Below are 19,960 nucleotides of genomic sequence, written 5' to 3'. Positions count from 1 at the left end.
GATCTCCCGGTTTTTCAGTACAACATGTCGTCACTCGTCCCGGCGGCCTGACGCTCCGTCCCCTTATTGCGGAACGGAACCGCATCGCGCTCCATGAGCAGCATCGGCGAATCCCACACCGGACATCCGGTGAATTTCATACCCCCGCCATCCCGGTTACCATGGGGCTGCGGCAACTCGAAGATCCGCCCCGTAACGGGTTCTACCAGCACAGGATCCTGCAGCGAAAGCCCGTCGACACGCAATTCGACACGATCCCAGGTCAGATCGTCGGAGGGGATGCGGTCCCCGTACCAGAACATCACGCCGATCGTCGTACCGGCCGAGTCGGCCAGCGACACCAGTTCGATCTCCCGGGCGGTATTGGCCCGGAAGGCCGGACGTCCGGAGGCCTGCACCCCGTCGTGCAACAGGTTGACCAGATGCTGCATGGCGTGGTACGACGGACGCTTGTAGACCACCTGCTTCAGCAGATTGGCCCGCAACAGCCCGAACGACTGCAACATGTTGGGGTACTGATTGTCGATGATGGCAAAAATCGAAGAGCGGATTCCCAGCGCAAAGTCATTGGCCAGTCGCCGCGAAACCCACTTCGCCTGGCTGTATTCGCTCCACTCGTGGTAGCGCAGTGCATGAGCCCACTCGAGAATCGACGGACAGCCGCTCTCGCCCGAAAAGAGGCGGATCCGCGGATCGTACGACGCCACGAGTTTCGCCAGAGCCTCGATACCGGGCGTGGCATCATCCGGATTTTCGTGATAGGGATGGAAGCTCACGTAGTCGATCAAATTCAATTTGCCCCGTTCACGCAACAGATCCAACACGCTGCCCGTGAAGTCGAGCGGCATGCGCGAGAGTCCGAAACCGATAATCACCGCCTCGGGATCGACCCGACGAACCGCCTCCGCGGTCCGGATCAGCAGCTCGCCGTATGCGTCGGCCTGGTTGGTTCCGCGCAGGTTGGGCTCGTTCCACACCTCCCACTCGTGCACCCGATCCCGGTAACGCTCGACAACGGCCGTCACGTAGCGTTCCCAAGCCTGAAGCGTGGCCTCGTCGGTGAAGATCCGCGATCCGAGACTCTTCTGGGCCCCGTAGACCGGATTCCCGTAGGCCAGGCACATCCACGGCCGAATCCCCTGTTCACACAGGCCGTCGACCACTTCGTCGAGCCATTCGAAATCGTAACGGCCCTTTTTCTGTTCGCATCGCGCCCAGCCGCTCTGGATACGCGCCGCCCCGACTCCCAACTCGCCGACATAGGATTTGTAGGCCGAAAAATCGGCATAGTCCCGATCGAGACACTCACAACCCACCGACCAGCGCGGATTGTCCAGTTCGCGGGAGGTTCTGGGTTCGATTCGCCCGATCATCTCCAGACCCGGCGACACGGACTGAAGCCGTTTCCACGTCAAAGACCAATGCTGGGCCGGAGCCACCGCCGGAAGCAACATACCAAAGAGCAACACAAGGAAAGTTTTTTTCATTTCACGAAGGCTGGTTAACAGTTTTTTTCATATCTTTGTAACACACAACAGAAAAGGAATGAGGTGTGGTACTCCTCCATGATTAGTGTTGTGTGGTGTGGTGCAAATATAGCCATTTTTTTACACATTCCAACTTTTTATTTCATTTTTTTAAACGACAGGTATGTCGGAAAAGATCAAGATCGATCCGGAGAGTCAGACTCCGGTCTACAAACAGATAGTCGGACAGATCGAACAATATATCCGCAACGGGGAGTATCCCGAGGGATATCTGTTACCATCGATGAACGAGTTGTCGGCCATGCTCGACATCTCGAAAGAGACTGTCAAGAAGGCCTACTCCATCCTTCGGAACAAAGACTACATCGACGCCAAACAGGGTAAGGGATTCTATGTGGCAGCGAAAGGCGACGCCAGCAAGCTCAACATCCTCGTGCTGTTCGACAAGCTGAGCACCTACAAGCAGGTGCTCTTCAACTCGTTTGCCGAGGAGATCGGCAATGCGGCCGAGGTCACCATCCGGCTCCACAACCAGAATGTCGACCTGCTCGAATACTACATCGACGAAAATCTCGACCTGTTTGACTACTACGTCATCACGCCGCATTTTCCGCTCGATACCGTAACGCAAAAACGGGTGCTGAAGATCCTCACACGAATTCCCAACCGCAAACTCATCCTCGCCGACCACTGGATGAAGGAACTCCCCGGAAACTACGGCGCCGTCTATCAGGATTTCGACAGCGATGCCTACGAAGGTCTCGGATACGGACTCAAAAAGCTCAAGAACTACTCGAAACTCAACGTCGTGACGCTGCCCTCCAGCCTCTATTACGCATCGGTAAGCAAAGCCGTCGAACGCTTCTGCCGGGACAACGACATCGCCGTGGAGTTTCACACGAAGATTACGCCGGAGATCATCCGCGAAAAGGAGGTATACCTGATCCTCAACAGCCAATACGACCTGGGGCTGATCGAACTGGTCCGCAGGGCCCGCGAACTCCACTACAAGGTGGGACGCGACATCAGCATCATCTCCTACAACGAATCGCCGATCAACGAAATCATCCTCAACGGTCTGACGACCATTTCGACCGATTTCCGACAGATGGGCATTCTCGTTGCACGCATGATTCTCGACAAGACGCCGGCCAAAATCAAGTGTGACTTTCAGATGATCCGCCGCAATACGTTCTGAGAAGGGGCCCGTCACCGGACGAAACCGTCCCCCGGCAGTGCGCCCCGCATCAGAACAAGCAGGGAGCGAAAGAAAAATAGCGACAGACACACCATCCGACGCGGGAAATGCGTTATATGATTGCCGGCTCTTGTTGAACCGGCAATCATCATTCTCAGAAACAAGGCGAATATGAACAAGTTGTTTTTGATTTTGGCCGCCGTACTGCTGATGCAGACGACCGCCGAGGCGCAGACCGAACGCCGGATCTACACCCAAGCCGAACAGGCCGCCATGCAGAACCGGTCCGAAGAGTCCGCGGCTCAGGAGAAGGCTCTCGAAAAAGAGCTGCAACGGATGCAGGACTCCATCGACTACGTACAGGCCGTACGAGCGCTGGAGAAACTCGATTTCGTCGTGGAGGCCGACAAGCTCGTCTTCCGGTACGGAGAGTCCGCTTTCGTGAATTCGACAACCAATTTCGTCTCGCTGAAAGACGATCAGGCCGTCGTCCAGATCGCTCCGTTCAACGGAGGTGGTCCCAACGGGGTCGGCGGCATCACCCTCAAAGGCACCGCTTCGGACATCCGGGTCAAAACCGACCGCAAGGGGAATACCTTTTTCACGATGAACGTCATGGGGGCCGCCCTGTCAGCCTATGTGACCTTCACGCTGCCCAAAGGCACCAACTACACCTCCGTGACGGTGGAACCTACCTTCAACGGGAATCGGATCACCTTCTACGGCAAACTCCTGCCGGCAAAACACGCCAGGACGTTCGAGGGACGAAGCCTCTGACCAACGCTCAGAGCTCCGCACCGTCCGCCGAAGGGAACGACATGCTGCACGCCGTTAAAAAGGGGGCGATTCCTTGGAATCGCCCCCTTTTTCGGTTGAAGCCGCACCGCATCACCTCACGCTCACCTCGTCGAGGAAGAACCACGAGGGATGACCCACGCCGTAGTGCCACGACGGACAGTTCTTCGTACCGATGATGTCAATGCGCACATACCGTGCCCGGCGGGGAGTGTCGCTGCGGAAGGAGGCCTGTGCGAACTTGACCTGCGGGGAACGGTCCTCGGCAAAATGCTGCTCGCCGAAGGGCTCATAGGCGGCATTGTCGCACGAAAGCGAGCAGGCGACCCGCTCGGGAAGCAGAATCCAGGCCCCCAGCTGATGCAGGAAATCGCACTCGACAAGCGACACCTCCCGCTCCTGGCCAAGGTCGATGATGAAGCTGCCGTCGCGGCCCTCCCAGCCGACCCAGCTCTCCACGTAGGTCGTGCCGCCGAACAGCCCGTCGGTCAGGGCCGTCTCGCCCAGTTTCGCATAGCGGGGCGACGGAGCCTCGATCCAGGTAACCTTTGCACCGCGAGCCAGATCGGACTTCAGATTCTTGTCGGGCATGTAACGCACCCGATAGAGCTGGCAATACTCTTCGGGGGTATTGCGGCGCTCGTTGAGTATCGGAATGGCGAAATGGCGGCAGCGCTCCCCGAAGAGTTCCAGCCGGGCCATCGTCGCCTCGGGATCCTTCACCCCTTCCGCACGGTCGATCTCCAGTTCGGAATACTGCAGCGGAAGCCGCGAAAGGCGTACGCGGTCGTGCAGCACCGAATCGTCGGCCACGGCCGCCTCGGCCTGGTCGAAAAGTTCGTTATAGCGTTTGCGGCACTTGGCATTGAGCATGCCGTCCTTGTGCGTAACCGGCGAATCGTAGATCCAGAGCTCCTTGTTGCTGGCAAGCAGCCCGCCTTCGAGCAGCTTCTCGTACTGATAGACGTAGGGGGCCGCCGCACCGTAGTAGCCCCGCATGAAGGAGCGCATGAGCGAGTCGCTGTCCTGATCGGGATTCCACATCAGCTTGCTCACCATATAGGCCCGCATTTCGGGAAAACAGCTGCCCCGTTCACCGCCGATCTGCGAGAAGTGCATCGTGACGTGGTTCTTTCGGAACAACTGGATGTTCTTCTGCAGGATCGGGAAGTTGGGGAACGGCGAGAGCATGTTGTCGAAGTTGATGCCGTAGTCCCAGACGAAGAGGTTGTCGCTGATGGCCGACCACCCCTCCAGCGCCTGCACGAAATCGCGTCCCGAAGCGTTGTCCGTCAGCGGAACCTCCCGTTTGCAGTCGATGTCGCAGAGCATGATGTTGACATTCGGGCGCGGCTTGACGTGCCTGGGCGGATGCATTGTATAGAGGTAGGCCAGCGTCGAGAACTCCTTGTCGGGGAAACGGTCGGCCAGGCGGTTCAGGAAATGGATCAGACTCCCCGACGGACCTCCCTCGCGCTCGTCGAGAGCCCGGCACCGAGGACACGTGCAGTTGGTGAAGTTGCCGTCGTTCTGGCTCACCGAGATCGTGTTCATCCCGGGATTGGCCCGGAAGATGGAGTCGATCTTCGTGCAGACCACCTCGAAGAGTTCGGGATTGGTCAGACACCACTGGCTCGCCTTGCCCGGACGCCGCTGTCCGTTGATGAAGGCGTAGTATTCGGGATGGCTCTTTCCGTAGACGTCCGACGGCAGAATGCGGTCGAAGGTATGGACCCAGTAGCCTCCGGCAAAGGTCTCCTCGGGCTCCTCGAAGCGGAACCAGTCGCGGTAGAAGGGCTCCTTCATCGCATAGCACTGACTCTGCCGGAACCGGAAGGCCGGATTCTCGGCATGGTTCATCTCGGGAATCGTCACCTGCGCACGCTCGGTCAGCCGATAGGCGTTGTTCCCGTAGTAGGCCACGCCGAGGTACTGTTCCAGAAGGGTCACAACGCCGTAAATCGTCCCTTTGCCCCCTCCGCCGGAGATCAGCAGCCGGCCGTTGTCGGTTCTCAGGCGGAATCCGTCCTCGGTCAGTCCGCGGCTCTCCCCGGCGTCGATGACAATATCTCCGCGACGGGGTTTCTCCCCGTTCGCCACCACAGGCAGCTGCGCCCCGCTGATGCGTCCGACAAACTCCCGCAGCAGCGCGGCAGCCCGCATGTCCACCGAATCGGCCGGATCGGCGACAATCCGCGCAACGGCCTTTCCATGCTTCACGACCTGTACCTGAGCAGCCGCCGGGAGGGCGACAGCCGCCAGGCACAAGGCATACAACCAGTTTTGAATCTTCATATCTTGCAGTTTTTGGGTTCCGGGTTTGCGTTCCGACAAGCGATTTCCGTATGGCAAGTTAACACATTGTCCGATAAAATCACAAAACGGGAACTTTTTTACGATAAGTCCCCGTCCTGCTGCATTCCCGGGACTGTCACCCAGCGCCACCAAGCGGAGCCGCTCTTCTGAAACGAAATCCGCGTCAGATCCATCCTGCGAAAATTTTCGCCCCCCCCACATGTTGCATGATTGATTTTTTTCGTACATTTGCATTAACAATTTTGTTAAACCATATTGTTAACACAGATCCAAAAAGATCATGGACAAGAAGGAAAAACCGTCCACGGAACAGTTGATCCTTGAGGCGGCCGAAGAGGAGTTTCTCCTAAAAGGATTTGACGGAGCCCGCACGACGGCCATAGCCGAGCGGGCGGGCGTGACGCATGCCATGCTGCACTATTACTTCCGCACCAAGGAGCAGCTCTTCGAGCGGATCGTCGCCAAGATTACGGCACTTGTCGCACAGACGATCTTCGCGGCCATGGGAGATCCGCAGCGACCGATCGTCGAGCGCATCCGGTCGGGCATCGCATCGCACTTCGACCTGGTTGCGGCCCATCCGCTGCTGCCGCGCTTCTTTCTGAACGAGGTGGTGATGCGCCCCGAACGTTACCACCTGCTCGACGACTCGCTGAAGGAGCGGATCCCGACACTCTTCCTGCGATTGCAGGCGGAGGCGGATCGGGCGGCCGAAGCCGGCGAGATGGAGGCCGTCGACATGCGCCAGCTCTTCATCAGCATCGTGTCGCTCAACGTCTTTCCGTTTCTGGCCCTTCCGTTTGCGGGGCTGTTGCTGGGAGAGTTGGCCGGCGACCGCGAAAAGTTTCTGGCCGCGCGCAAGGCCGAAGCCATCGAAACCATCCTGCGAAGAATTCAAAAACCGAAACCATGAAGAGAACAGTCCTGATTCTGCTGGCCGCAGCCTCGATGACGACACTCCGCGGGCAGACGCTCGACGAGTGCCGCCGCCTGGCACGGGAGCACTATCCCGAAATCCGGCAATACGACCTGATCACGCAGAGCGAACAATACGACCTGTCGAACGCCGCCCGGGCGTGGATTCCGCAGGTCTCGCTCTCGGGGCAGGCATCGTGGCAAAACGCAACGTCGACGTTCCCCGGAGCATTGGGCGAGATACTCGCCTCACGGGGTATGCAGATGGAGGGGATCCGCCGCGAGCAGTACCGGGCGGCGATCGACGTCTCGCAGACGATCTGGGACGGCGGCCACTCCCGGGCCGCGAAAGAGATGGCGCAGGCCGAGGCTGCGCAGATGCGCCGGCAAACGGAGGTGGATCTGTATGCCCTGCAATCGAGAGTCGACGACCTCTACTTCGGGATTCTCCTGCTGGACGAACGCCGAACGCAGACCGCGGCACAAATCAACCTGCTGGAGAGCAATCTCGCACGCATGAGGAGCTGCATTGCAAACGGTCTGGCCACGCGGTCGGACGCCGACGCCGTCGAAGCGGAGCTGCTGACCGTCCGCCAGACGCTGGAACAGATCGAGGCATCCCGTGCCAGTTACCGCCGGATGCTGGAGATCTTCATCGGGCAGCCGCTCACGACGGAGGGATTGGAGCGCCCGGCCGAACCCACACTCGGCGACGGGTCGCCGCATCCCGAGCTGGCGCTGCTTGAGGCCCGGGCCCAAAGGATCGACGTACGGCGCAAAGCGCTCAACAGCGCACTGATGCCTCGCTTCAGCGCCTTCGCACAAGGCTACTACGGATATCCGGGTCTGGACATGTTCCAAAGCATGATGTCGACGGACGGGACGCTGAACGCGCTGGTGGGAGTGCGCATGTCGTGGAATATCGGAGCCTTCTACACCCGCCGCAACGATCTCGGGAAGCTCCGCACGGCCCGGCAGCAGATCGGCATCCAGCGCGATATCTTCGACTTCAACACCCGTCTGCAGACGACCCGCGAGGAGGGTGAAATCGCCCGTCTGCGCAAGGCCGTGGAGGCCGACACCCGGATTGTCGAGCTGCGCCGCGCGGTGCGCATGGCCGCCGAATCGCAACTGGAGAACGGCGTAATCAACACCACCGACCTGCTGCGCAAAATCACCGACGAAACCTCGGCCACGCTGAACCGCAGCACCCATGAAATAGAGCTTCTGCAGGCGCTCTACCAACTGAAACACGTATTAAACCGATAAACCCATGAAACGTATTGTCTGTATGGCCGCGGCGGCTCTTGCGGTGTCGTGCGGCGCAGAGGCGGAGTTCGATGCGCAGGGGAGCTTCGAGGCAACCGAGGTCGTCGTTTCGGCCGAGGCCGCGGGACGCATCCTGTGGTTCGACGCCGAGGAGGGAACGGCCGTCGAACCCGGCGTGACGATCGGCCAGATCGACACCCTGCAGCTCGATCTGCAACGGCGGCAACTCGAAGCACAGCAGGCGGCGCTGCTCGCAAGCCGGCCCGACATCCGGGCTCAGGCCGCCGCCCTGCGCGAACAGATCGCCAAACAGGAACGGGAGCTCGCCCGGGTGCAGAACCTGCTGCGCGACGGGGCGGCCACAACCAAACAGCGGGATGACATCGAGGCGCAGATCCGGATTCTGCAAAGCCAGCTGTCGGCAACCCTCTCGTCGCTGGACAAGAGCACCGTCACGATCGACGGCAACGCCGCAGTCGTCGAGGCGCAGATCGCCGCGCTGGATGACCGGATCGCCCGGTGCCGCATCGCACCGCCCGTCGCGGGCGTCGTGCTGGCGAAGTATGCCGAAGCGGGCGAACTGGCCGCCGTGGGCAAACCCCTGCTGAAGGTGGCCGATCTGGAGCATCTCTATCTGCGGGCCTACTTCACCTCGGAGCAGCTCACCGCGATCCGCATCGGGGATCGGGTAACGGTGACGGCCGACTTCGGCGGCGATCAGCGCTACGACTACGAGGGGCGCATCGCATGGATCTCGCCCGAGAGCGAATTTACCCCCAAGACGATCCAGACCCGAAATTCGCGGGCCAACCTGGTCTATGCCGCGAAGATCGCCGTGCGCAACGACGGACGGCTGAAGATCGGCCTGGCGGGCGAAGTACGGCTGCACGATGGAAGCCATTGAGGTCAAGGGGCTGTCGAAGCGGTTCGGCGCGGTGCAGGCGCTCGATGCGGTGACCTTCTCCGTCCACCGGGGCGAACTGTTCGGACTGATCGGGCCCGACGGTGCCGGAAAGACCACGCTCTTCCGGCTGCTCGCGACACTGCTCGCCCCCGACGGCGGTGAGGCCCGGGTCGGCGGCTGCGACATCGTGCGGGATTACCGTGCAATCCGCTCGCGCGTGGGATACATGCCCGGACGCTTCTCGCTCTACGGCGATCTGACGGTCGAGGAGAACCTCCGCTTCTTCGCCGCGCTGTTCGGCGTCGAGGTCGAAGCCTCGTACGACCTCATCGCACCCGTCTACCGGCAGATCGAGCCCTTCCGCCGGCGCCGGGCCGCGAAACTCTCGGGCGGCATGAAGCAGAAGCTGGCCCTGTCGTGCGCCCTGATCCACCGGCCGGAGATCCTCTTCCTCGACGAACCCACGACGGGCGTCGATGCCGTCTCGCGCAGCGAATTCTGGGAGATGCTCGACGGCCTCAGGCAGCGGGGGATGACCATCCTCGTCTCGACGCCCTACATGGACGAAGCCGCGCGCTGCGACCGCATCGCCCTCTGCAACGAAGGGCGTCTGCTCGGTATCGACACCCCCGAGGCGTTGGTCCGGCGCTTCGAGGGACGGCTCTATGCCATCCGGGCCGACGCGATGTTCGCGCTGCTCGGCGCCGCCCGCCGCATCCAGGGGGTCGAAGCGTGCTATCCCTTCGGCGAGATGCACCACCTGGTGGCCGGAGCGGATTTCAACGTACAGCGCTTTACCGAGCAGCTGGGCCCGATGTCCGGACTGCACATCCAGCCCGCGGAGGCTGCGATCGAAGATGTATTTATCCAATGGATGAAACGATGAACGACACCGTCATATCGGTCCACGAACTGACCAAACGCTTCGGCGACTTCACGGCTGTCGACCGGATCTCGTTCGAGGTCTCACGCGGGGAGATCTTCGGATTCCTCGGGGCCAACGGCGCCGGAAAGACCACCGCCATGCGCATGTTGTGCGGGTTGAGCCGCCCGACCTCGGGCAGCGGCCGCGTCGCGGGATGCGACATCGTGCGCCGGAGCGAGCAGATCAAGCACCATATCGGCTACATGAGCCAGCGCTTCTCGCTCTACGACGACCTCACCGTACGGGAGAACATCCGCCTCTTTGCCGGCATCTACGGACTCTCGCGCCGTGAAACCGGCGTGCGGAGCGACGACCTGCTCCGCCGGCTCAACCTCGCCCCGGAGGGCAATACGCCGGTCGGGGCGCTGCCCCTGGGCTGGAAACAGAAGCTGGCCTTTGCCATCGCCACACTCCACCGGCCCGAGGTGGTCTTTCTCGACGAGCCGACGGGTGGCGTAGATCCCCTTACGCGCCGCCAGTTCTGGGAGATGATCTACGAGGCGGCGGCCGGCGGTACGACCCTCTTCGTCACGACCCACTACATGGACGAGGCGGAGTACTGCTCGCGGGTCTCGATCATGGTCGACGGACGCATCCGTGCGCTCGACACCCCCTCCCGTCTGAAACAACAATTCGCCGCCCGCTCGATGGACGAGCTCTTCCGGCTCCTGGCACGCGGCGCCCAACGAAGCGAATAGCCCATGAAAAGCAATTTCACAGCCTTTGTCCGCAAGGAGACCCTCCACATCCTGCGCGACCGGCGCACGATGCTCATCGTGCTGCTCATCCCGGTGGTGCTGATGGTGCTGTTCGGCTTCGCCATCTCGACCGAGGTGAACGAGGTGCGCATTGCGGTCGTCGCAACGGACCGGACCGACGGCGTGCGCGAAGCCGTCGAGCGGATCGCCCGCAACGACAGCTTTACGTTCTGCGGCTACATCACGCAGGAGCGCATCGATCCGATGCTGCGCACGGGCCGTGCCGATGCCGTTGCGGTCTTCGCCCCGGACTACGACCGCCGCCGGCTGCAGGCTGCCGCCGGCACACCGCAACAACCCCTTATCCAGCTGATCCTCGACGCTTCGAACGTCAATACGGCCGGCACGGCCGCCGCCTGGCTGCAGGGAGTGCTGCTCGGCGAGGCCTCGCCGCAGACGCTCTTCGAAACCCGCATGCTGTTCAATCCCCGGATGAAGAGCGCCTTCAACTTCGTCCCGGGTATCATGGGACTGATCTTCATTCTGGTCTGCGCCATGATGACCTCGGTCTCGATCGTGCGCGAAAAGGAGTCGGGAACGATGGAGGTGCTGCTCGTCTCACCGGTGAGGCCGTTCCGGATCATTCTGGCCAAGATGATCCCCTACTTCGCCGTCTCGTGCATCGTGCTGGTCCTGATTCTGCTGCTGGCCCGCTTCCTGCTGGGTGTACCGATGAGCGGCGGCGTGGCGGGCATCTTCGCCCTGTCGTTGCTCTACCTGATGCTCTCGCTGGGACTGGGACTGCTGGTCTCGACCCTCGCCCGGACGCAGGTCGCCGCACTGCTCATCTCGGCAATGGTCATGCTGCTGCCCATTCTGATGCTCTCGGGGATGATCTTCCCGATCGAGAATCTGCCGCGTTTCTTCCGGTGGGTATCGGCCGTCGTGCCGGCCCGCTGGTACATCGACGCCATGCGGCGGATGATGATCCAGGGTGCCTCGATGGCCGACGTATGGGTGGACGGCGCCGTGCTGCTCGCAATGACCGGGCTGCTGCTCGGCGTATCGTTCCGCAAGTTCAACGACAAACTCGAATAACTCAATGAGAGCCTTTTTCGTCCTGTTGCAGAAGGAGTTCCTGCAGATCCGGCGCAACCGGTTCCTGCCGCGGCTGATCGTTGTCTTCCCCATCATGGTGATGCTGGTGTTGCCGCTGGTGATGACGATGGATGTCCGCCACGTCCGGGTTGCCGTCGTGGACCTGGACCGCTCGTCGACTTCGCAACGGCTGATTTCGCACCTCGGGGCAACGACCTATTTCTCACTGGCAAACCGCTGCGCGCAATACAACGAGGCCCTGCATCTGCTGGAACACGGAGATGCGGACGTCATTCTGCAGATTCCGCGGGAGTTCGAGCACGGCTGGATGGCCGGATCGCCGGACCGGATTCAGATTACGGCCAACGGGGTCAATGCAACCAAAGGGGCACTCGCCATGCAGTACCTGCTGCAGTCCGTCGCCCGCACGCTGGGTGAAATCCGTGCCGAACAGAGTCCGGCTCCGACTTCGGAGTTGATTACGGTTCAGAACCGCTTCAACCCGACACTCGACTACCGTCACTACATGATTCCGGCACTGATGATCATGCTGTTTATCCTCATCTGCGGTTTTCTGCCGGCACTGAGTATTGTCGGCGAGAAGGAACGCGGCACGATCGAACAAATCAACGTCACCCCCGTCGGCCGGTTGACCTTCACCCTTTCGAAACTGATCCCCTACTGGCTCATCGGCCTCTTTGTGCTGACGGCAGCCTTGGCAGTGGCCCGGCTGGTCTACGGACTTGCGCCGGCAGGCCCGGTCGGGGCGGTCTACCTCGGGGCGATGCTCTTCATACTGACCATTTCGGGATTCAGTCTGACCGTGGCGAACTTCTCGCAAACCATGCAGCAGACCATGTTCGTCATGTTCTTCTTCATCATGATCTTCGTACTGATGAGCGGACTGCTGACACCGATCGCCTCCATGCCGGAGTGGGCGCAGCGGATCACCTACGTACTGCCACCCCGGTATTTCGTCGAGATTCTGCGGGCGGTCTATCTGAAGGGGACAACCGTTCTGGAATTGGGGACTTCATACATCGCCCTCGGCCTTTTCGCCCTGCTGTTCAATGGCCTGGCCGCAGTCACCTACCATAAGCGGCAATAGGTGCAGGTCCGGGCCTAAGCCACATTCCATCAAGCAGCAAAAGGAGACATCCCGATCCATTCTTACGGACAGTATGGCGCAAAAAGCACGCCCGACAAAAGGGCAACGATGCTACGAAGCAAATGATGCAGATCAGCGAAATAGAGCCAAATCGTGACCTGTTTTCGGTCCGGGCAAAACCGGTCACGATTAAGGCGTGAAATACTTGCTGCCTTTTGCTTTCTTTCGGGGTTTCTTTCCGGCCCCCTCTGGCCCCCTCTGGAGCGGGAAACGGGACTCGTACTCGCGCTGCGCACGAGTGATTCCGCGAATTTTGGCAGACACCTCCGACCCCTGGGAGGGGTGCTTTGAGGTCACATGTGCCGAGTTCCTCATGCACCGGCATACAAAACAAAAGGGAGAACCTTACGGCTCTCCCTTTTTCCGGCCCCCTCTGGAGCGGAAAACGGGACTCGTACTCGCGCTGCGCACGAGTGATTCCGCGAATTTTGGCAGACACCCCCGACCCCTGGGAGGAGTGCTTTGAGGTCACATGTGCCGAGTCCCTCATGCACCGGCATACAAAACAAAAGGGAGAACCTTACGGCTCTCCCTTTTTCTGGCCCCTCTGGAGCGGAAAACGGGACTCGGACCCGCGACCTCAACCTTGGCAAGGTTGCGCTCTACCAACTGAGCTATTTCCGCATTTGTCAACCCCAATACTTGTCGTTTGGGATTGCAAATATAAGCGCTTTTTTTTATTCTGCAAAATTTTCTGACACCTTTTCTCCAAAACAAATATCCCCGATCTTTTCAGACCGGGGATATTCTTCCGAAAAACATCGACTTAGCGTACCTTGAAACCCTCGTCGGCTTTCATCGGAATCGGAAGCGAGGCATAATAGCCACTCTCCAGTTTGCTGCGGACAGCCTTGAAGGCCTCGATCGTCTCCTTCACATCCTCCAGCGTATGGGCTGCCGTCGGAATCACGCGAAGGATAATTTCACCCTTCGGGATTACCGGGTAGATCACCATCGAGCAGAAGATACCGTGGTTCTCACGCAGGTCGACTACCAGGTTCGTGGCCTCCGGAACGCCTCCCTTCAGGAAAACCGGCGTTACGGGCGAATTCGTCACGCCGATATCGAAGCCGTTCTCCTTCAGGCTGCCTTGCAGCGCACGGACGATCTCCCACAGTTTCTGCTGGAACTCCGGATGGTTGCGGATCAACTCCAGACGCTTCAGCGCACCGATCACCATCGGCATCGGCAGCGACTTGGCATAAAGCTGCGAACGCATGTTGTAACGCAGCAGGTTGATCAGCCAGCGCGGTCCGCTGACAAAGGCGCCGATGCCGGCCATCGACTTGGCAAAAGTGTTGAACAGCACGTCCACACCGTCGACCACGCCAAAGTGCGAGGCCGTACCGCGGCCGCCCTCACCCATCGTACCGAAACCATGGGCATCATCGACCAACAGGCGGAACTGGAAATCCTTCTTCAGGGCAACAATCTCGTCGAGTTTGCCCAGATCGCCCTTCATACCGAACACACCCTCGGTAACGACCAGTACACCGCCGTTCTGCTCGTTGGCCAGTTCGGTGGCGTGGTGCAGCTGCAGGCGGAGCGACTCCATGTCGTTGTGGCCGAAGACAAAGCGCTTGCCCTTGTGCAGACGCAGACCGTCGATGATGCAGGCGTGAGCCTCGGCATCGTAAACCACCACGTCTCGCGGCGTGAGCAGACAGTCGATAATCGAGACCATGCCCTGATAGCCGAAGTTGAGCAGGAAAGCATCCTCCTTGCCGACAAAGGCGGCCAGTTCGCGTTCGAGCTGCTCGTGGTATTTGGTCTGACCGCTCATCATGCGGGCACCCATCGGAGCTGCCATACCGAACTGGGCGGCACCCTCGGCATCGGCCTTGCGCACCTCGGGATGATTGGCCAGACCGAGGTAGTTGTTCAGGCTCCAGTTGAGCACCTTGTGGCCGCGGAAGGTCATGTGGGGACCGATCTCGCCCTCGAGTTTCGGGAATGCGAAATAACCGTGAGCGTAAGCCATGTACTGACCGATAGGTCCGCCGGCATTCTTGCTCAGACGATCGAAAATATCAACCATGTTGTTTGTGTTTATGAGTTTAAGTGACTTATCGTTTTGTTTTGCCGCGCAAAAGTACAAATAATTGAACGATTTTAACGGTCAAAAGTAGCCGTTTTTTGCTCCCCGGCGATACGCATTTATACGTATTTTCAAAAGATTCAGCGTCCAACAGCCAAAAGCAGTCATCGGCATCTCATGACAATCCGGTCATTCCCGGAGAGTTGGATCCGGTGCCAATTCCTGCGAATGGCTGTTTTTTATCGGCCCTTTCCTGTTCGTGGTTTGTTACCCGGATGTTACCCGGGAACCGAATCTCTTGTTACCCGGATGTTACCCAGGTGTTACCCGAAGAAAAAATTTGCAATGACATCGAATCCTTTCGCTAAAACCCGAATATAATTTCTAAACAAAAAAATGAGATATGATGCACGAGAAAGAGATCATAAGATTGCGAAGGAAGAGAATTCAATCGGGGGAATCCCTCTACCTCGACAGTTATTTCAAGGGAAAACGGAGATATGAATTTCTTCGGTTGTATCTAATACCCGAACGGACAAAAGCAGATAAACTCAAGAATGAACAGACTCTCCGTCTTGCAAATACGATCAAGTCAAAACGATTGGTGGAACTGTTCAACAACAAATACGGATTCTCAAACGAGAAACCGGAAGTCAATCTGATCCAGTACATCCGTTTGGTCATGGAGAACAAGGAGAAACAGGGGAAAACCGGAATCAAGAGTACCTTTGAAACGTTAATCTACCATCTGACCAAATATCGAGGGGAAAGAATTCTGCTATCCGATCTGGACGATCGATACACCAAGGGATTCGTTCTCTATCTCTCTACCGCAATTTCACGAACGAGTGGAAAGACTTTGAAAACATCATCACAACACAACATCTACACGAGTTTAAAAACGATTGTTCATCAAGCAATTAAAGACGATCTATTGACAACCGATCCGACCCAATCGATCGATCCTCCTCGAATGATTCTCCCCCACAAGGAGTTTTTGACGGAAGAGGAATTGAAACGACTGATTCAGACTCCCTGTTCGAAAGAGATTGTGAAACGATCGTTCCTGTTCTGTTGTTTCACCGGTTTAAGAATCTCCGATGTCCGGGAACTCACTTGGAAGAAGGTAATCGTCGAGGAACAAGGAGTACACATTAACTACCGACAGAAGAAGACCAAAATCGAGAACTATGTTCCACTCTCGGAGAATGCAATTTCAGTCTTACCACCGAAAGACGACAAATCGGATTCCGATCCGGTCTTCACGTTACCCCCGGAGACAACGATCCGCAAAACATTAAAGGAATGGATGACGAATGCAAAGATCGACAAACATATCACCTTCCATTGCGGAAGGCATTGTATCTTTTCTTATTCATTGAAAATAAGCAGTTTATACGAATCGCTTTATTAAGCAGGTAACGATTTAGAAACGAGCAAAGTTCCCTTATCTGTTTTATTCTGCATTATTGAATAAGAACGCTTTATCTAGATACAAAGGTAGTATTAATTTTGTTATGATTAAAATCATAATCAAAATTTTATTTTTACCATTCACAGGAAACCACAAGTTCCGGTTTTAATAATTTAAGTTCTTCAAATATCTCTTTAGCTGTTAATCCCGCATAAAATGGAACCACTTGGGGAATCATATTAATTTGGTCACAAAGAGATTGAATTTGTTCTTCTACAGAGTTGTTCTTATCAACGCAAATAGTATTTATGGCTGTTTTTCTTTCAAGATGTTCAGTTACCATTCCTACAAAATAACCTTTATCCGAAAATATTGGACCGCCACTATTTCCAGGTCGCACAACGGAAGAGTATATTAAACATTTATCCCCATTGTAGTTTGTTGAAATAGCATTAATTTCACCTTTTTGTACTATTAGGGGAGTTTCCCTAATTCTGGAGATAGGTGGATATCCAAAAGTAAGAATTGTGTCTAAGACTTGTCCGGCACTAAATACCACATCATTTTCAGGATTTAACGGGCAGTCCAAAATCTCAATAACAGCAATATCCTTAGAGTCCGATTTATATATATTTCTAACAGCGTATTGCACCTCTTTAACTAATACTTCCTTAATTTCCACTCCTTCAATAACATGCAGGCATGTTAATATATGATTTGTTGATATAAGTAGACCGCTACCAATATGGTTATCTCCTTTATCGTCACAAACAACTATAATGGCGGTAAAAGGAGAAATCCTTTCTCTAACATAATCAAGACCTAAATATTCTGCATAAGACGTTATTTTCAGCCATTCCTCCTCTGGTGAAGACATATTAAGAGATACGTACATATCACTTAATATTGGTAAGCCACCTAAAGACGAAACTTTATTAATAACTGACTTCTCAACTAACTTTTGTAACAAATGGTTTATATGATACAAATAAGTAAATGCACTTTTACCAAAGCTATTTTTCTTTGTATTATAATCTATAAAATCTTGTACAGAAAGTCCTATTGTATTAGCTTGTTCATCAGATAAATTATGGAGTTCCTTTTTAATTTGAGCTGCATTTATTAAGGTGAAATCCTCAATAATCCGTCTTATAAGTAATTCCAATTCTATAAACGTGATGGGAGCATTTGTTGCAGTTTCAAGTTCAGCCATAATATTATTCAATTAATCTATTAATAATACTGATTTTATTAATATTTGGTAAACGATATTCATATATAGATGCGATAATGATTTGGTTATTAACAAAATCTCTTTTTAATATCTCAACCATTGCTTCTATGTTTTGTTTATCAATTTCTTTTCCGCTTGGTGAATCAAGAATTATTGGGAATTTAATGTTCAAATGTTTTTCAACCTCTAACAAGCAAGCAAGTCTAAAAGCAAAAACTGTTTTATGTAATATGGCTCCTGATAATTCTTTTAGATTTGAAGTAAATAAATACTTTTCGGTATTATGACTTTCATCTATTCCTAGTTCTTGAAGATATTTTTTAGTAGTATTGAATATCGAAGAGATTACACTATTTGCACTTCGTGTTAATTCTCTAATCTTTAGATTGATATCCGCTATTTCTTTTTCTAATTTCGCAATTCCTTTTTTTACAGCAACTTCATTTATAGGTATACTCGAAATTCTTTTATCAAATATATCCGAAATCGTTTCAACATTATCAAAGAAGGACAACTGTTGTTCTTCTATTCTACGCTCCTTTTCAAGTTCAATAATTTCCGACTGAATTTGATTATATTGAGAAGCTATTAGTTTTCGTTTGGCTATAAGAAAATCAATAGTGTCGTTAAGACCTATAATATTATCCTCTGTAACGGCAAAGATTTCTCTATTAGGAGCTTGAACTAATAGACCTATTTCTGCAATGAAATTTCTAAAATATTTATTTTCCTTTAGGACCTTATCTATTCTGCATAATTCTTTCTTTAACATATTATGCTGAATCTTACATTGATTGATTTTGCTATCAATCAAAGAATTATATGATTCTCCTGCAAGATTGTTGGATTCGGAATCAATAGTTTCTTGATACTTAGAAACACTAAACATCTGTTTGTATTTCAACAAATTTTGTCTCTTTGTCTCCTTTTGTCTATATAATTCAGAACAATCAATCTCTGCTATTCCCCTAATTAGTTCTTCAATATTAAAGCGAATACTTCCGATGACAACTCCTCGATTAAGCAAAGTCCATCCCTTCTCCTGGTCAAAATAGAATATTCCTAAGAGATTATTTATAAGTTCTGGATAATTAGCTTTAAAAATAATTTTATGAAGAATCGCTTCATCGCTTGGCAAAACATATGTCGTTACAGAATCATTCTGTTTCAATTCAATGTAATCCCTCGATTCTCTGCATAATACTAAAACCTCTCCACTATCCAGAGTTATTTGACTTTCGACTTTACAGTTCTCGAATTTGATATGCTTAGTATTGGGAACGCTATATCCGATTGAATATAACATAATTCTTAGTAAAGTCGTTTTACCCCTACTGTTAGCAAGACTATGTATCAGGTTGTTTCCATCAGAGAAAACAATCAAACGTTTATTATCAGCCTCTTCTATATAAATTGAATTGAAAATCATAGGTTTACAGCATTCTTAATATTGTCTATTTGAATACGTTTGTTCAAAATATTGCGAACAATAATTTGCAGAAGTTTTTCTTGTAGAGAACTAGACAAAAAAACACGTTCTCCTTCAAAAAGATATGCGAATTTACTACTCTCTGTTTCTATAAATTTTTGTTTTCTTTCACCGTTTTTTGCTCCTTTATAGAAACCATTATATGCACATAGCACCTTAGTTACAAATTCGTACTTTTCCGAGCAGGTATTTATAATTGCTTCGTAGCTTCTCGATAGTTCATATATCTCAGAATCATCAAATTCATCTTCATCATAATTTTTATTTTGAGTTACAAGAACTATTAAAGGCCATATAATATCTTTTTTAGTTAGTTTTATATCAGATATCCTTTTCGTTCCACTTCTAAAAATATCTTTCACCCAAATTCCGTGTAAGTCGTCTTTAGCTATAGATATAATTCCTAATTTGGGAATGAAATCACCAATAGCATTCATAACACATTTATATCTTTCATTGTCATTATCTGTCTCAAAAGGTAAAATCTGTATTTTGAATTTACTCGTATCAAGAGGTTTCTCAATATTAGAGATTATCTTATTAATTTTATTCTTTAAAGATCTTGGCAATGAGCTATAGTCCCTTTGTGAAACACCATAAAATATAGGATTCAATTGTTTCTCATTGAATGGGTTTGGAGTGTTAGTTATATATATAAGCTCTTTCACTACTCCCGATTTATGCTCTGCTTCTGATAAAGATATTATAGACTTTTTAAGATTGGATAGTACATTTGAAAAATCCGTACTACTATTTACAACAGACTTTGCTTGAGCCAAAATACTGCTACCATCATTTAGATTGATTTCTATATCTTCAGATCCTTCTAAACGGATACTGGACATATCTTTAATATTCTCAAGCATTAACACTATTGCTGCATTCGCTTGAAAATCAAACCCAAACAATACTGAGGTAGCCGCTCTATTTGTCATTATTGTATTACATTTACATATACCTATACAAAATTAGTGATTATTTTATATAACAACTTAGCTAACAAGTAATAAAA

General features: G+C 53.4%; 15 protein-coding genes, 1 tRNA gene and 1 pseudogene. 10 read left to right on the top strand and 7 right to left on the bottom strand.

Annotated features, from left to right (window positions below):
* Positions 1 to 14 precede the first annotated feature (14 nt).
* The gene (locus tag B5G09_RS04265; RefSeq protein WP_087404178.1) at positions 15 to 1,487 is read right to left on the bottom strand and encodes a family 1 glycosylhydrolase; all 1,473 of its coding nucleotides are present in this window, start codon (positions 1,485 to 1,487) and stop codon (positions 15 to 17) included.
* Between the two features lie 163 nt (positions 1,488 to 1,650).
* Between B5G09_RS04265 and B5G09_RS04260 the strand changes: the two genes are divergently transcribed.
* Positions 1,651 to 2,685: a GntR family transcriptional regulator gene (locus tag B5G09_RS04260; protein ID WP_087404177.1), complete on the top strand. Its 1,035-nt coding sequence runs from the start codon at positions 1,651 to 1,653 to the stop codon at positions 2,683 to 2,685.
* 171 nt (positions 2,686 to 2,856) lie between these two features.
* Positions 2,857 to 3,462: a DUF4251 domain-containing protein gene (locus B5G09_RS04255; protein ID WP_087404176.1), complete on the top strand. Its 606-nt coding sequence runs from the start codon at positions 2,857 to 2,859 to the stop codon at positions 3,460 to 3,462.
* A gap of 111 nt (positions 3,463 to 3,573) precedes the next feature.
* Here B5G09_RS04255 and B5G09_RS04250 read toward each other — a convergent pair whose 3' ends face one another.
* Positions 3,574 to 5,775, bottom strand: coding sequence for a DUF4838 domain-containing protein (locus B5G09_RS04250; protein ID WP_087404279.1), 2,202 nt, complete (start codon positions 5,773 to 5,775; stop codon positions 3,574 to 3,576).
* 301 nt (positions 5,776 to 6,076) lie between these two features.
* Between B5G09_RS04250 and B5G09_RS04245 the strand changes: the two genes are divergently transcribed.
* The 7 genes and pseudogenes from B5G09_RS04245 to B5G09_RS04215 all read left to right on the top strand — a co-directional run bounded on the left by B5G09_RS04245 (position 6,077) and on the right by B5G09_RS04215 (position 12,713).
* Positions 6,077 to 6,709 carry a TetR/AcrR family transcriptional regulator gene (locus B5G09_RS04245; protein ID WP_087311218.1) on the top strand — a complete coding sequence of 211 codons (633 nt, stop codon included), beginning with the start codon at positions 6,077 to 6,079 and terminating at the stop codon, positions 6,707 to 6,709.
* Complete coding sequence (locus B5G09_RS04240) at positions 6,706 to 7,980, top strand: TolC family protein (protein ID WP_087404175.1); 1,275 nt, start codon at positions 6,706 to 6,708, stop codon at positions 7,978 to 7,980. The genes B5G09_RS04245 and B5G09_RS04240 overlap by 4 nt, the downstream gene beginning before the upstream one ends.
* Positions 7,981 to 7,984: 4 nt before the next feature.
* Positions 7,985 to 8,884, top strand: a complete 900-nt coding sequence (locus B5G09_RS04235; protein ID WP_087404174.1) for an HlyD family efflux transporter periplasmic adaptor subunit — start codon at positions 7,985 to 7,987, stop codon at positions 8,882 to 8,884.
* Positions 8,871 to 9,770, top strand: coding sequence for an ABC transporter ATP-binding protein (locus B5G09_RS04230; protein ID WP_087311221.1), 900 nt, complete (start codon positions 8,871 to 8,873; stop codon positions 9,768 to 9,770). Before B5G09_RS04235 ends, B5G09_RS04230 begins: the two co-directional genes overlap by 14 nt.
* An 8-nt stretch (positions 9,771 to 9,778) precedes the next feature.
* Positions 9,779 to 10,507 (top strand): annotated as a pseudogene (locus B5G09_RS04225) (ABC transporter ATP-binding protein); the annotation flags it as partial.
* Between the two features lie 3 nt (positions 10,508 to 10,510).
* Positions 10,511 to 11,605 carry an ABC transporter permease gene (locus B5G09_RS04220; protein WP_087311223.1) on the top strand — a complete coding sequence of 365 codons (1,095 nt, stop codon included), beginning with the start codon at positions 10,511 to 10,513 and terminating at the stop codon, positions 11,603 to 11,605.
* Between the two features lie 4 nt (positions 11,606 to 11,609).
* Positions 11,610 to 12,713 (top strand): ABC transporter permease, encoded by a 1,104-nt coding sequence (locus B5G09_RS04215; RefSeq protein WP_087404173.1) that lies wholly within the window; start codon positions 11,610 to 11,612, stop codon positions 12,711 to 12,713.
* Between the two features lie 608 nt (positions 12,714 to 13,321).
* Here the strand turns inward: B5G09_RS04215 and B5G09_RS04210 are convergent.
* Positions 13,322 to 13,397, bottom strand: a tRNA-Gly gene (locus B5G09_RS04210).
* Positions 13,398 to 13,539: 142 nt separating this feature from the next.
* Positions 13,540 to 14,811: a pyridoxal phosphate-dependent aminotransferase family protein gene (locus tag B5G09_RS04205; protein WP_087311196.1), complete on the bottom strand. Its 1,272-nt coding sequence runs from the start codon at positions 14,809 to 14,811 to the stop codon at positions 13,540 to 13,542.
* A 403-nt stretch (positions 14,812 to 15,214) separates the two neighbouring features.
* Here B5G09_RS04205 and B5G09_RS04200 point away from each other — a divergent pair, with 403 nt between their 5' ends.
* Positions 15,215 to 16,225: a site-specific integrase gene (locus B5G09_RS04200; RefSeq protein WP_087404172.1), complete on the top strand. Its 1,011-nt coding sequence runs from the start codon at positions 15,215 to 15,217 to the stop codon at positions 16,223 to 16,225.
* A gap of 133 nt (positions 16,226 to 16,358) precedes the next feature.
* Here B5G09_RS04200 and B5G09_RS04195 read toward each other — a convergent pair whose 3' ends face one another.
* Genes B5G09_RS04195 through B5G09_RS04185 form a run of 3 tightly spaced genes read right to left on the bottom strand, consistent with a single transcriptional unit; the run spans position 16,359 to position 19,883 of the window.
* On the bottom strand, positions 16,359 to 17,438 hold the full coding sequence (locus B5G09_RS04195; protein WP_087404171.1) for a serine protease: 1,080 nt from the start codon (positions 17,436 to 17,438) through the stop codon (positions 16,359 to 16,361).
* 4 nt (positions 17,439 to 17,442) lie between these two features.
* Positions 17,443 to 18,888 carry a hypothetical protein gene (locus B5G09_RS04190; protein ID WP_087404170.1) on the bottom strand — a complete coding sequence of 482 codons (1,446 nt, stop codon included), beginning with the start codon at positions 18,886 to 18,888 and terminating at the stop codon, positions 17,443 to 17,445.
* Positions 18,885 to 19,883, bottom strand: a complete 999-nt coding sequence (locus B5G09_RS04185) for a hypothetical protein (protein ID WP_087404169.1) — start codon at positions 19,881 to 19,883, stop codon at positions 18,885 to 18,887. The genes B5G09_RS04190 and B5G09_RS04185 overlap by 4 nt, the downstream gene beginning before the upstream one ends.
* Between the last annotated feature and the right edge of the window lie 77 nt (positions 19,884 to 19,960).

This window comes from Alistipes sp. An54, from assembly GCF_002159375.1.
Classification (GTDB): domain Bacteria; phylum Bacteroidota; class Bacteroidia; order Bacteroidales; family Rikenellaceae; genus Alistipes; species Alistipes megaguti.
The sequence above is the reverse complement of the archived record's forward strand: the minus strand, read 5'-3'. Positions and strand labels throughout refer to the sequence as shown.